At 68.9% G+C, this 12,690-nt stretch carries 9 protein-coding genes and 1 pseudogene; 7 read left to right on the forward strand and 3 right to left on the reverse strand.

Features of this window, described 5'->3' with window-relative positions; genetic code table 11:
* Window positions 1-69: 69 nt before the first annotated feature.
* Window positions 70-1,254 (forward strand): hypothetical protein, encoded by a 1,185-nt coding sequence (locus tag ACWFR4_RS33020; protein WP_453655793.1) that lies wholly within the window; start codon window positions 70-72, stop codon window positions 1,252-1,254.
* Window positions 1,255-1,318: 64 nt separating this feature from the next.
* Here ACWFR4_RS33020 and ACWFR4_RS33025 read toward each other — a convergent pair whose 3' ends face one another.
* Together ACWFR4_RS33025 and ACWFR4_RS33030 are read right to left on the reverse strand one after the other, a co-directional pair.
* Window positions 1,319-2,602 carry a low temperature requirement protein A gene (locus tag ACWFR4_RS33025; RefSeq protein WP_453655794.1) on the reverse strand — a complete coding sequence of 428 codons (1,284 nt, stop codon included), beginning with the start codon at window positions 2,600-2,602 and terminating at the stop codon, window positions 1,319-1,321.
* Between the two features lie 224 nt (window positions 2,603-2,826).
* Window positions 2,827-3,864 (reverse strand): chitinase, encoded by a 1,038-nt coding sequence (locus ACWFR4_RS33030; RefSeq protein WP_453655795.1) that lies wholly within the window; start codon window positions 3,862-3,864, stop codon window positions 2,827-2,829.
* 161 nt (window positions 3,865-4,025) lie between these two features.
* Here ACWFR4_RS33030 and ACWFR4_RS33035 point away from each other — a divergent pair, with 161 nt between their 5' ends.
* The 3 genes from ACWFR4_RS33035 to ACWFR4_RS33045 all read left to right on the forward strand — a co-directional run bounded on the left by ACWFR4_RS33035 (window position 4,026) and on the right by ACWFR4_RS33045 (window position 8,028).
* Window positions 4,026-4,439 carry a hypothetical protein gene (locus ACWFR4_RS33035; protein WP_453655796.1) on the forward strand — a complete coding sequence of 138 codons (414 nt, stop codon included), beginning with the start codon at window positions 4,026-4,028 and terminating at the stop codon, window positions 4,437-4,439.
* Window positions 4,440-4,447: 8 nt separating this feature from the next.
* Window positions 4,448-6,832 carry a bifunctional polysaccharide deacetylase/glycosyltransferase family 2 protein gene (locus ACWFR4_RS33040; RefSeq protein ID WP_453655797.1) on the forward strand — a complete coding sequence of 795 codons (2,385 nt, stop codon included), beginning with the start codon at window positions 4,448-4,450 and terminating at the stop codon, window positions 6,830-6,832.
* A gap of 113 nt (window positions 6,833-6,945) precedes the next feature.
* Window positions 6,946-8,028 carry an acyltransferase family protein gene (locus tag ACWFR4_RS33045; RefSeq protein WP_453655798.1) on the forward strand — a complete coding sequence of 361 codons (1,083 nt, stop codon included), beginning with the start codon at window positions 6,946-6,948 and terminating at the stop codon, window positions 8,026-8,028.
* Window positions 8,029-8,138: 110 nt separating this feature from the next.
* On the opposite strand, the gene ACWFR4_RS33050 is transcribed toward ACWFR4_RS33045, so the two are convergent.
* Complete coding sequence (locus ACWFR4_RS33050; RefSeq protein WP_453655799.1) at window positions 8,139-9,005, reverse strand: N-acetyltransferase family protein; 867 nt, start codon at window positions 9,003-9,005, stop codon at window positions 8,139-8,141.
* Between the two features lie 237 nt (window positions 9,006-9,242).
* On the opposite strand from ACWFR4_RS33050, the pseudogene ACWFR4_RS33055 reads away from it, so the two are divergent.
* The 3 genes and pseudogenes from ACWFR4_RS33055 to gdhA all read left to right on the forward strand — a co-directional run bounded on the left by ACWFR4_RS33055 (window position 9,243) and on the right by gdhA (window position 12,648).
* Window positions 9,243-10,724, forward strand: a pseudogene (locus ACWFR4_RS33055) (carotenoid oxygenase family protein).
* A 4-nt stretch (window positions 10,725-10,728) separates the two neighbouring features.
* The gene (locus ACWFR4_RS33060) at window positions 10,729-10,881 is read left to right on the forward strand and encodes a hypothetical protein (RefSeq protein WP_453469339.1); all 153 of its coding nucleotides are present in this window, start codon (window positions 10,729-10,731) and stop codon (window positions 10,879-10,881) included.
* Between the two features lie 402 nt (window positions 10,882-11,283).
* Window positions 11,284-12,648: an NADP-specific glutamate dehydrogenase gene (gene gdhA / locus ACWFR4_RS33065; protein ID WP_453655800.1), complete on the forward strand. Its 1,365-nt coding sequence runs from the start codon at window positions 11,284-11,286 to the stop codon at window positions 12,646-12,648.
* The last annotated feature ends 42 nt before the right edge of the window (window positions 12,649-12,690 follow it).

Consider the following 12,690-nt stretch of genomic DNA (forward strand, 5'->3'; position numbering starts at 1 on the left):
GTAGGGTCCCGGTCACGAGGTGGGAGGGGAATCGGGATGCGGCGGTGGCGTGCGGCAACTTCGGCGCTGGTGATGGCACTTGCGGTGGCCGGTTGCGGAGGCGGAAGCGAAGCCGGCGAGCCCACCACGGCTCCCAGCGGGCATCCCGTCGCCTGGACCTACAGTCATCTGACCAAAGATCTCTCCTCCTCCGTCGTCAATGTCGCCGCCGTATCCGCGCACGATGCCTGGGCAGTGGCCCTGACGCCGGTCGTGGGGAACATCGGCAAACAGCGAGTGACCCTGTTGCGCTATGACGGCTCGTCCTGGCGTCCGCAGGCATTGCCGCCCGGGATGGAGCCGGCCCCCATCGCCGCGTACCGCCTCGAGGCATCCTCACCACGCGACGTGTGGCTGTTTCGCAGCGGCCCCAATACTGGCATGTACGCCGCGCACTTCGACGGGACACGGTGGCAGCAGACACCTGCCCCAGGCGGCGTCAGCGATGTCGCCGTCCTCGGCCCGGCCGACGTCTGGGTTGTGGGCGAAAGCACCACCGCCTGGCACTGGGACGGCTCCCGCTGGACTTCGGTGCCACTGCCGGCCCACGTGGTGCAACTCGCGGGAGTGGCCGGGGACGACGTGTGGGCGTCCGGGCTGACGACAGGCGAGCAGGAAGGCCTCGCCTATGGCGCCCCCGTGGTGCTCCACTGGGACGGAGAGGCCTGGAAACGGGAACAGCTCCCCGCCGTCGAACCCCCTTCCGCCCATAAATCGAACTCGATGGGTGCAAGTCCCATGGCGCTCTACGCGCCGGCCGCGGACGACGTCTGGGCGATCAGCCGCCTCGTCGGGGACGACGACAACGGGGATGCCGTTTACACCGCACCCTTCGCGTTCCACTGGAACGGCACCGGCTGGAGCAAGACGTCGCCCGATGCCTGCCGCCGCTGCGGGATCCCGGCCGGTGACGGCGTCATCACGGCCGACGGGATGGAAGGGGACAACGCCGGCAGCAGCATGCTGCTCAGCTCGATTCACCACCGCGCCACGCACGGCAGGCCCCGTAAGATCGGCTCCCCGCCGGCCACCGCGGGCCGAAGTGGCAAAGTCAGCGCCGCCGACCGCAAGCAGAAGCTCCGGCTGGTGGAGATCACAGCCATCCCGGGCACCGACCGGGTCTGGGGCGTCGGCTCCGTGACAGTGGAGGCACACGGCGACGCGAACTTCAGCCGCGGCGCCATCGTCCAGTACGACCCGCACTCCAGGGACTGAACGGGCTGAACGGGTTCCGCATCGTCTGGCCCATGCCCATCTCCCCCGCTTCTGAAGGGAGTTGTCAGGGGTTCTGCGTGCCGAGCCCTTCCAGCATCTGTCGCTGGTGGCGGTGGCCGATCGTCTCGTAGCCGACCACGGTGACGAAAGGAGCCAGCATCACGATGAGGAGGCACGCCGCGGTGGCGACGCCGGCTGCGGACAGGAGCACCGCCGCGAGCAGCACCGCCAGCGTGAGCGAGATCAGCAGCACGTGGAAGGAGTCGGCCACGGACAGCAGCAGCGTGTGCAGCAGATACACCATCAGCAGGTACAGGCCGACCGGGATGGCCAGGGACAGCACGACGGCGACGTCACTGATCTCCGAGCGGTGCTCCAGGTGCAGGCCGGCCACGTGCAGACCGGCTCCGGCTCCGGCCACTCCGATGAAGAGCGGGATGTGCCCGTAGCCGAAGAGGTAACCGCGGCTGCGGCGGTGCACCAGGATGTCACCGAAGGGGGTGGAGAAGTACACCCACCACATGCCGAAGGTCAGTCCGACGCCGGCGACGACCACGGCGATCGCGTTGCCGCTCCATTGGGTGCCGTCCGCGCCGCCGAGAAGGTCGCCCGAGGACGCGACGGTCCCGACGACGCCTTCCCCGAGAACGATGATGGCGAACAGGCCGTACCGCTCGGCGACATGGTGAGGGTGCCAGGGGGTGCCGCCCGCGTTGCCCTGGGTGAGGACAGGCAGTACGAGTTCGAGCGCGCCGAGCACGATGAAGGCGACGAACGCCGCGGTGAGCGGCAGATGCGCGAAGGCGACCGCGACCCAACCGGCCTGGGCGATCACCGTCCAGCGGATGTTCGCCCTTCCGACGTCCCGGAATTCGGGGGACTCCCGCGCGGCGCGCCACCACTGCAGCACCATCGCGATCCGCATCACCACATATCCGAGCACCATCACTCTCAGTTCGAGGTGGCCGCCCTCGTCGACCGAGTGGAACATCGCGGGCAGGCCGAGCGAGAACACGACGACGCCGGTCATCTGCAGCATCGTCAGAGCCCGGTAGAGCCAGTCATCCGTACCGAACGCCGACGCGAACCAGCTGAAGCTGATCCACGCGACACTGATCGCGAACATCGCCAGCACGAACGCGGTGACGGCCTGTCCGGGATGCCCCTCGGCGACCATGTCGGCGAACTGGGAGGCGGCGGTTCCCACCGCGACCACGAACGTCAGGTCGAACAGCAGCTCCAGCGGTGAAGAGACCCGACCGGGTTCTTCCGGATCGCGGCCGGTCATCGGCACCCGACTGTGCGCCAGGTTGCCGCCGGCACTGTGGGTGCGGTGGGAGTCGCTCATGCTGAGCATGATGCCGCATGGGTGCGCGTCGAGCTGAGTGATGCGGGACCGGCGCGTGAGGTGCGTCGATCACGGTCGCTGTAGCGGTTGCTGTCGCTGTTGCTGTCGCTGTTGCTGTCGCTGTCGCTGTTGCGGGTCTCGCTCTCGCTCTCCCCCTCGGCTCAGGCCGCGACGCAGGTGTGGGCCCAGGCGTCAGCGCCACCCCTGTCCCCGAGCACGTCACCTCAGCCGGACAGAGCCTTGCCGAACGCTCCCGAACTCTGCTGCACACCACTGCAGTTGCTGAGCGCGTCGTCCGCCGAAGTGTCCGCAGAGGAGCACTGCTGGTCGCGGAACGTGGACCACATGGAGACCCACGCAAGGCCGTTCCTCTCCGCGAAGGAACGCAGTTGGGCGGCGTCGGAAAGGGTGAACGTCTCGTTGTCGACGTCATTCGTGCCGAGCATCGGCGTCACGGCGAGTCCGCGCCAGGCATTCCTGTCCGACAGCCCGAAAATGTCCGCGAGTTGGGCGTGGGCCGCCTTGGCCGATGTGATGGCGTAATCGCCCATGTCGCCGGTGTAGGACGTGCCGTAGTTCATCGTCATGATGTTGACACTGGCCACCTTCACGCCTTGGTCGTTGGCCGACTCCAGGAGCTCCACGCTGTCCGCGTCCAGGCCCGAGGGCATCACGGGAAGAGTGAAGGACACCGTGAGGTCGGTGCGCTTCTTCTGCAACAGGGCGATCGCCTTCGAACGCAGAGTCACCGAGTCGGAGTCCTTGAGCGCATCGCCCTCGATGTCGAAGTCGGCCTGGGTGGCGCCGGCGGCCTCGAGTGTGGCCGCGTAGGCGTTGGCCAGGGCGGACGCGCTGCCGCACGTCTCGGCCAGTTCCTTGCCGGAGGCCCCGCCGAAGGAGACGCGCACGGTCGCGCCGGACGCCTTGAGTGCCGAGATCCGCTTCTTCACCGTCGCGTCGCCGATGGTGTGTGTGCCGTTCCACGTGGGCGTGCAGGAGCTGCCGTCCGCGATGGTGAAGGCAAGGTTGTACGTGGAGGGGGACCCGGCCGCGTCCAGGTCCGAGGCGTCCGTGGCGCTGACGTAGGGGGCGAACGGACTCGACGACGCGGGTGCCGTCGCAGTAGGCGATGGTGCTCCGTGCGGTGACGCGTCCGCCGAATCCGAGTCCGATCCCGGGCTCCCCGATGAGCACCCCGCGCAGGTCGCTGCCGCCACCAGCGACACGATCGCGGCGGCCGGCCTCCCCAGAAGATTCCTCATCGCGCATGCACCCATTTCTTGTCGGTCCTGTCCCGGAACTGAAACACGGAAGCCTGTGATCCAGGTGTCATCAGGAAAATCACAGCGAACTGAGGGCCTTCTCAGGGTGCGCACAGGAATGACTGCGAGTTGCCACAAGAAGATCCCTTAGCGTCCCGAGAATGCATTTCGATTCCTCCGTCGAAAACCGTGCCAGTGGGCGCGGAAGCCACCGCAAGCGTGGAAAAGGGGCCGATGAAGGCCCTGTCTTCGTCGACAGCTCCGGGCGGCGGGCCAAGCTGCTGCGCCGGTTCGGCCTTGCCGTGGTCGTCGCCTGTCTGGGCTACGCGGTCGTCCTCGGCCTGTCGTTCATGGGGTGGGGCGTGTCCGTGAGCACGACCGACCTGCTGCCCTTCGGCGGTGGAGGTGGCGGCGCCGGCGCCGGTCGTGGACCGGCCGACGCCGGGTACGGCGCCCCTGGCGGCGCCGGTCAGCAGCAGGGAACGCCTCCGGCCGTCCGCCCCTCCGTCTCGCCCAGCCCTTCGCTGCCCACCCCCTCTGCGTCAGCCACCGCCGGCGCCACTGACGCGCAGTAAGGGAAAACATGACTCGCAACGCCTCCGCGCGGCGCCGTCGCCGCGCCGCTCCCTCCCGCTTCGAACGCGCCGGGCGTCGAGCAGCCGCTCTGCAGCGGCCACGCGTCGTCCTCGCGCTCGTTCTCGTCCTGGGACTGGTCAGCGTGATGCTGCTCGACGGATATCTGCGGGCCGAGGTCCTGGGCGACCACCGCGTCCGCACCGACGCGGCCTACGACAAGGTGCCGCAGCGCATCCTCGAGGGCGGCCCGATTCTGACCTCGACCAAAGGTTCCATGCGGGCGCAGTCCGTTCCGAAGAAGACCATCGTGCTGACCTTCGACGACGGTCCCGACGCCACGTACACCGAGCAGGTCCTCAAGATCCTCGCGGACAACGATGTGCACGGCACGTTCTTCCTCGTGGGTTCCATGATCGCCCGGCACCCCGGCATCGTGAAGAACATGGTCGGTCAGGGGAACGAGGTCGGCCTGCACACCTTCACCCACGTCGACCTCTCCTACCAGAGTGACGCCCGGGTCAAGCGCGAACTCACACAGACCCAGCTGGCCCTGGCGGGAGCGGCCGGCATCACCACGAAGCTGGTGCGCGCGCCCTACTCGTCCGAGGCCTCCGCGATCGACAACTACAGCTGGCCGGTCTACAAGAAGCTCGGCGCCATGGGCTACACCAGCGTCTTCGTCGACACCGACAGCGACGACTGGAAGAAGCCGGGCGTCTCGAAGATCGTCCAGTGGGCGACGCCCAAGAAGAACAAGGGCGCGTCGGTGCTCTTCCACGACGCCGGCGGCAACCGTGACCAGACGCTCAAGGCGCTGCCGAAATACATCAAGAAGATGAAGGCGAAGGGCTACACCTTCACGACGGTCAGCGGCGCCATGGCCAAGTCCGCGGCGCAGGGCAGCTCCGCGCGGAACGGATCCGCACAGAGCGGCTCCGCGCAGGGCGGCAGCGCTCAGGCCGGTGAGACGCAGGACGCAGGCGCTCAGGCCGGTGGGGCGCAGAGGTCCGGTCAGGTGCCGGGCAACACGGCAGCCCCGCAGGGGACCCCTCCTTCCTCCGGAACGAACGTTCCGGGCCGCGCCCGGAACGTCGACCAGGCCGCCCACTCCAAAGCCACCGGCACCACCCTTTACGAAGGCAAGGCGCTCATCGCCGCGGTGGCGATCGCCGAGTGGACCGTGCCGACGCTGGCCGTCTTCCTCGCGGTCGTCGGAGTCGCAGTCATGGCGCGATTCGCGATGATGCTGGTCCTCGCACGGCGCCACTACAGGCAGCGGAACAGACGCCGCTTCAGCTGGGGGCCGCCCGTCACCAGGCCCGTGAGCGTGATCGTGCCCGCCTACAACGAGAAGGAGTGCATCGCCAACACCCTCAACTCCCTCGCGCAGAGCACACATCCCATCGAGATCATCGTCGTGGACGACGGCTCCACGGACGGCACGAAGGAGATCGCCGAGTCCCTCGGCCTGCCCAACGTGCGGGTGATCCGTCAGGAGAACGCGGGCAAGCCCGCGGCGCTCAACAACGGTGTACGGAACGCCAGTTACGACATCGTCGTGATGATGGACGGCGACACGGTCTTCGAGCCGGACACGGTCCGGCAGCTGGTGCAGCCGTTCGCCGCCTCGGAGATCGGCGCGGTCGCGGGCAACGCCAAGGTCGGCAACCGCAACACGGTCATCGGCGCCTGGCAGCACATCGAGTACGTGATGGGCTTCAATCTGGATCGCCGCATGTACGACCTGCTCCGCTGTATGCCTACCATCCCCGGAGCGATCGGAGCGTTCCGGCGCCAGGCCGTCCTCGAGGTCGGCGGCATGAGCGAGGACACCCTCGCCGAGGACACCGACATCACCGTCGCGATGCACCGCGCCGGATGGCGTGTGGTGTACCAGGAGCACGCGCGGGCCTGGACAGAGGCGCCGGCCTCGCTCAAGCAGCTGTGGAGCCAGCGCTACCGCTGGTCGTACGGCACGATGCAGGCGCTGTGGAAGCACCGCAAGTCCCTGGTGGACAAGGGGCCTTCGGGCCGCTTCGGGCGGGTGGGCATGCCGCTCGTGGTGCTCTTCCAGATCGTCACGCCGGTCTTCGCACCGTTGATCGACGTCTTCACCGTCTACTCGATGATCTTCGTGGACTTCAAGGCGTCCCTGCTCGCGTGGCTGGCCGTGCTCGGCATCCAACTCGTGTGCGCCGCCTACGCGTTCCGCCTCGACGGGGAGAGGTACCGCTACCTGTGGATGCTCCCGCTCCAGCAGATCGCGTACCGCCAGATGATGTACCTGGTCCTCATCCACTCCTCCATCACCGCCCTCACGGGCGGCCGGCTGCGCTGGCAGAAACTCAAGCGCACCGGCGAGGTCGGGACGCCGACGGGGGTGGGGCGGTGACCTCGGAGGCACAGGGGAATCGTCACAGAGCCGCTCGGCGAACGCGCGGAACGCCTGGAACACCGGGAACGCCTGGAACGCAAGCCCTGGATCAGGACACCACACCCCTCCGGGTGATCGGGCCGGACCGAGAGCTCGCGCCCGAGGCGCCGGCAGCCCGGGCAGGCGGCCGCGACCGGTACTTCGACACGCTGCGCGCCCTCGCACTCGTTCGCGTCGTCGCCTACCACACGTTCGGCTGGATGTGGGCCGGCCTCGTCTTCCCCTCCATGGGCGTCATGTTCGCGCTCGCCGGGTCACTGATGGCCAAGTCCCTTGAACGGCCCGCCGTTTCGGTGATCAGAAGCCGGATACGACGGCTGCTGCCACCCTTCTGGCTCTGGGGACTGTTCGTCGTCCTCGCGATGCTGCTGCACGGCTGGATGCCGGGGTGGCAGGTCGTGTACTGGGTGGTCCCCCTCGGCGACCCGCCGGGTAGCAGCTGGGGCATGCAGGCCTGGGAGATCCTCTGGTACCTGCGCGCCTACCTGTGGTTCGTCCTCCTGTCGCCGCTTCTCCTGAAGGTGTTCCGGCTCGCGCCGCCGGCGGTGCTTCTCGCTTCGCTCGCGCCGATCGTGGTGCTCCAGTTCGTGTGGCAGGCGCCGGACAACCGGTTCGGCAGCTGTCTCCTCGACTTCGCCACGTTCCTGTTCTGCTGGCTCGTCGGCATCGCGCACCGTGAGGGCGTCCTGGCCCGGCTGCGTCCGGGACCCGTCGTCGTACTGTCTCTCGCGGCCCTGGCCTACGCTGCCTGGTTCGCCCTCACCCACCAGGCGGAGTACGGGAGTTACGACCTGGACGACATCCCCCTGGCGCAGGCTTTCTGGTCGGCCGGGTTCGTGACGCTGCTGATGTACTCGAAGGCGTACTTCAAGGTCGACTTCGCGTGGCTGGCCCGCTTCAAACGGCTCGACCGGATCGTGTCGGTCTTCAACGCGCGGGCGATGACGATCTACCTCTGGCACGAGATCGCACTGATCCTCGCGGTGCCGCTGATCGACCAGTTCTGGAACGTGCCCGCGTTCGCGCAGTACCTGCCGCTGGAGAGCCAGTGGTTCATGTTCGGTGTGGGCTGGGTGCTGATCGCCGTGGCGATCCCGCTGGTGGGGTGGGTGGAGGACGTCGCGGCGAAGCGACGGCCTCGGCTGCTGCCGTGAGGGCCAGGCCTGCCTCCCGGAACAGAGGCAGGCCTGAGCGGCTGTCACCGACGGTGGCGCCGTGGCCTTGTTTCGGTTGGTTGAGCTTCGTCGGATCCGAACGAAAGGCCCTAGACCTCCCGGTATCGGTCCCGGATCTCGGGGAGTTGCTGGAAGCCGGCTGACCTGTAGGTGGCGACGGCGGCCGCATTGAGACTCGGGGTGCACACGCTCGCGCTCGACGAGCCCAGCTCCCGGAGTGCGGCCGCCGCGGCGATGGTGATCGCCCTGCCGTAGCCGTGACGGCGATGTTCCCGGTGCACGCCCATCGGCTCGAGTAACCCGGGCTTGCCCGGACCGGCCGACCACACCGTCACCGCCGCCACCGCGTTGCCCCGGTCGTCGTACGCGACCAGACACCGGGCGTCCGCGTACGGCAAGCCGGCCGCCATCGCGTGCCAGCGCTCCTCCGTGAACGGCGACCCGTCGAACGAAGCCCGCTGTACGGCCGTCCGCACGTGCGCCTGCTCCGGCCCGATCACCTCGATCCCCACGCCTGGGTCCCCCACCGGCTCGGTGAGGTCGCGGCGCAGCGGCGTCCACGGCTCGGCGGCGTTCCAGCCGTCCTCGAGCAGCAGGTCTTGGACCCGTGCGCCCGCCGGCGCGTCGACGTACGCCTTCCCCTCCATCAGTACGCCGCGCTCCGGCCCGGTCACGTCCTCGACCAGCCGATGCGCCAGTTCCTCGTCCCGCTGAGCGTCCGGCGCGATCGTGAGCCGCAACACCATGGGCTCGTCCAGCAGCCCGACGGCGAGAATCCGCCCGGCCCGGCTCCACGTCCGGACCGCCGCGGCCGTCGACTCCGCACCCGACCGCCAGAACCAGCCCAGGTCCCCCGGATGCAGTTGCATCGGCGCCCCGTCGTGCTGCCACTGCCGCAGCACGCCCACAACTTCGCTCAGCCCGCCAACTCCCGGCTTGCTCAACACAATCGCCATGCCCCGATCTCACACCACCGCACCGACCGTCCACACCCGGTTTCCGGCCGGTTCCGACCGCTCCGCAGCCTGAGCGCGCTCGTTCCCTGGTGACACAACCGGCTCGACCACAAGCCACGCAGGCCCGGCGCACTCTCTGGTTGCCCCGTGGCAGTCGGCGGGTTTGACTGAAAGGTGGCGCACGGGAGCCGTTCCCCGTCCCCGGCCCCTCTCCCCCGGCACGCTCCGGAGTCCGCCATGGTCACGCACACGAGCCAGGTCTTCGACCCGACGCGGGTCGCCCACCTCAGCGGATCGTTCGCCCCGGTGACGGCGGAGGTCGAGGAGGTCGGCCTGCGGGTGGACGGCAGGCTCCCCGACGGCCTGGACGGCACCTATCTGCGCAACGGCCCGAACCCCCGGTTCAGCCCGATCGGCTCCTACCTGTATCCACTCGACGGCGACGGAATGCTGCACGGCATCTGGATCTCCGGCGGCACAGTGCGCTACCGCAACCGGTTCGTGCGCACCCCCGCCGTCCTGGCCGAGGAGCGGGCCGGCCGGGCGCTCTGGGGCGGGCTCGAATCGATGATCATGCCGAAGGAGCCGGACGTACCGCCCGACCTGGCCGGCACCTTCAAGGACCTGCCGGACATCAACGTGGTGCGGCACGCGGACCGCCTCCTGGCCCTGGCGGAGTCGGCCTGTCCGTTCCGGATGTCCGCGGAACTGGAGACCCTGGGCCGCGAGACCTTCGGCGGCTCGCTGCCCGCCGGTATCACCGCGCACCCGAAGATCGATCCGCGCACCGGGGAGATGGTGGTCTTCTGCTACGGCATCGAACCGCCCTTCCTGACCTGGTCGGTGATCGGTCCCAGCGGCGAGGTGCGGCGCGGACCGACGACCATCGACGCCGTCGACGAGCCGATGATGATCCACGACATGGCGCTGACCGCCCGCTTCGTCGTCCTGGTCCTGGCTCCCGCCTTCTTCGACATCGAGGGTGCGATGGCCGGCACCGGGTCGTTCGTCACGTGGCGGCCCGAACGCGGTACTCGAATCCTGCTGGTCCCGCGTGACGGCGGACCGGTACGCCAGGCCGCCGACGCGGCCTACTGGATGTGACACACGGTGAACGCGTACGACCTGGACGAGGACCGGACAGGCGGTGGCGAACTCGGCGCCGGGGACGTCGTACTCGACTACGTCCAGTGGGACCACCTCACGCTGGGGCCCGCGATCGGAGGTCCCAACCCCGGCGGCCTGGTGCGCGCCGTGATCAGCCCGGAAGCGGGCACCATGCACCGCACCCCGCTCGACGACGCCGCCATCGAGTTGCCGAGGATCGACGACCGCCTCATCGGGCGCCACCACCGGCGGCTGGCCGCAGCGTCGGGCTCGGGCACACGGGACCTCCTTCCCGGCGAACACGACGCCCTGCGCTGGTACGACGTCGATGCCGGGGGCAGCGAACTGTGGCCGGCCGGCGACCTGTCCGTCGGGGAGCCGGCGTTCGCGCCCACACCGGGCGGGGCCGACGGCGAGGGACACTGGCTCACCTTGGCCACCGACCGTACGGACGGGACCAGCTGGTTCCTCGTCATCCCGGCGGATGACCCGGCGTCCGGCCCCGTGGCACGGGTCCGCATCCCGGTACGGGTCCCGCTGGGCCTGCACGGAACGTGGCTGCCCACCGAGGAACCTGCACCCGGTACGGGCCCCTGGCCTGCGGAAACGTAGAGCAATGCTCTCTCGTACTTGCACGATCCTCGCGCGCCCGGGAACCAAACTGCGCAATGGTGCCGCGATGGACGTATGTGCCTCGAAGCACGACACGACCGGCCAACTGCGGTTCCCGACCGGTGCCGACGCGGTCCGGCTCGCCGAGGCGAAGTGATCGACCCGCAGACAAGGTGACACCGGGCAAGGTGACGCCGCACCGGCGCCGGGATCCGGCCCCCGCACACACCCGAACTGGTCGTGGCCCAAGGCTTCCGAACCCGGTGGCGCCCATCCCTTCCGTCGCTGCCGACCGCCCCAGAAGGGCCGGCAGCGACAGCGGCGTTCCACCTGTTGGGCATCGCAGCTCAAGCGCAGCGCCGTGCGGCCCAATTGACGTAGTGTCGATCTGGATCAACGCTGATGAGGCGCCCGTCGACTCATCCCGGCGCCACGCATCGCCGCCAAGTGGGCCGCATGGCACTGCGTACCACTTCGGCCTTCCCTCTTGACCAGAGACAACGTAACCGTGCCGTCCGATTCCTCCCTACCAAGTCCGCTCCCGCGCCAGAGGAAGATGATGACCACCGTTTCGCCCTCAGCCGTTCCCTCCCATCTGGACGACGTCCTCGACGCGGTCCGACGTCGCAGCGCAGGCGAAGTCGTGTTTCAACAGGCTGTAGAGGAAGTCCTGCACACGCTCGGCCCGGTTCTCGACCGGCATCCCGAGTACGCCGACGCGCACGTTCTCGAGCGCCTCTGCGAACCCGAACGGCAGATCATGTTCCGGGTTCCCTGGGTCGACGACCGCGGCCGGATTCAGGTCAACCGCGGCTACCGCGTGGAATTCTCCAGCGCCCTCGGCCCCTACAAGGGCGGCCTGCGCTTCCACCCGACCGTCGATCTGTCGGTCATCAAGTTCCTCGGCTTCGAGCAGATCTTCAAGAACGCGCTCACCGGCCAGGGCATCGGGGCGGGCAAGGGCGGCGCGGACTTCGACCCCGCCGGCCGCAGCGACGCCGAAGTCATGCGCTTCTGCCAGTCGTTCATCACCGAGCTCTACCGGCACCTCGGCGAACACACGGATGTGCCGGCCGGTGACATCGGCGTGGGTGGCCGCGAGATCGGCTACATGTTCGGCCAGTACAAGCGGATCGTGAACCGCCACGAGGCGGGGGTGCTGACCGGGAAGGGCGTCGGATGGGGCGGCTCGCAGGGCCGGACCGAGGCGACCGGGTACGGCACCGTGTTCTTCGCCCGGGACATGCTCGCCACCCGCGGCCAGGACCTGACAGGCCGCACCGTCGTGGTGTCCGGTTCGGGCAATGTCGCGATCTACGCGATCGAGCAGGCCCACCGCCTCGGCGCGAAGGTCGTCGCCTGCTCGGACTCCGCCGGCCATGTCGTGGATCCGGACGGCATCGACGTCGCCCTCCTGCGTGAGATCAAGGAGGTGCGACGGGAACGGCTGAGTGCCTACGCCGCCGAGCGGCCGTCCGCCGAACACCACGCATTCGGATCGGTCTACGACGTGCCCTGCGACGTGGTGCTTCCCTGCGCCACCCAGAACGAGTTGGGCGAGGACCACGCCTCCGCGCTGATCCGTAACGGGGTGCTGGCGGTCGCGGAAGGCGCCAACATGCCCTGCACCCCTGGTGCGGTGGCCCGCTTCCGCGAGGCCGGGGTGCTGTTCGGCCCCGGCAAGGCCGCGAACGCGGGCGGTGTCGCTACCTCGGCCCTGGAGATGAGCCAGAACGCTGCGCGGGCGGCGTGGAGCCGGGACGAGGTGACGGACCGGCTGGAGAGCATCATGAGCGACATCCACGCCCACAGTCGCGCGACCGCCGACGCGTACACCGGTGACCCGGACGACTACGTCGCCGGAGCGGCCATCGCGGGATTCATCCGCGTCGCCGACGCGATGCTCGCCCAGGGCATCGTCTGATCCGTACGACCACCGGACACGTCGCCGCCTCCATGTGAGACG

The organism is Streptomyces sp. NPDC055140, assembly GCF_053607285.1.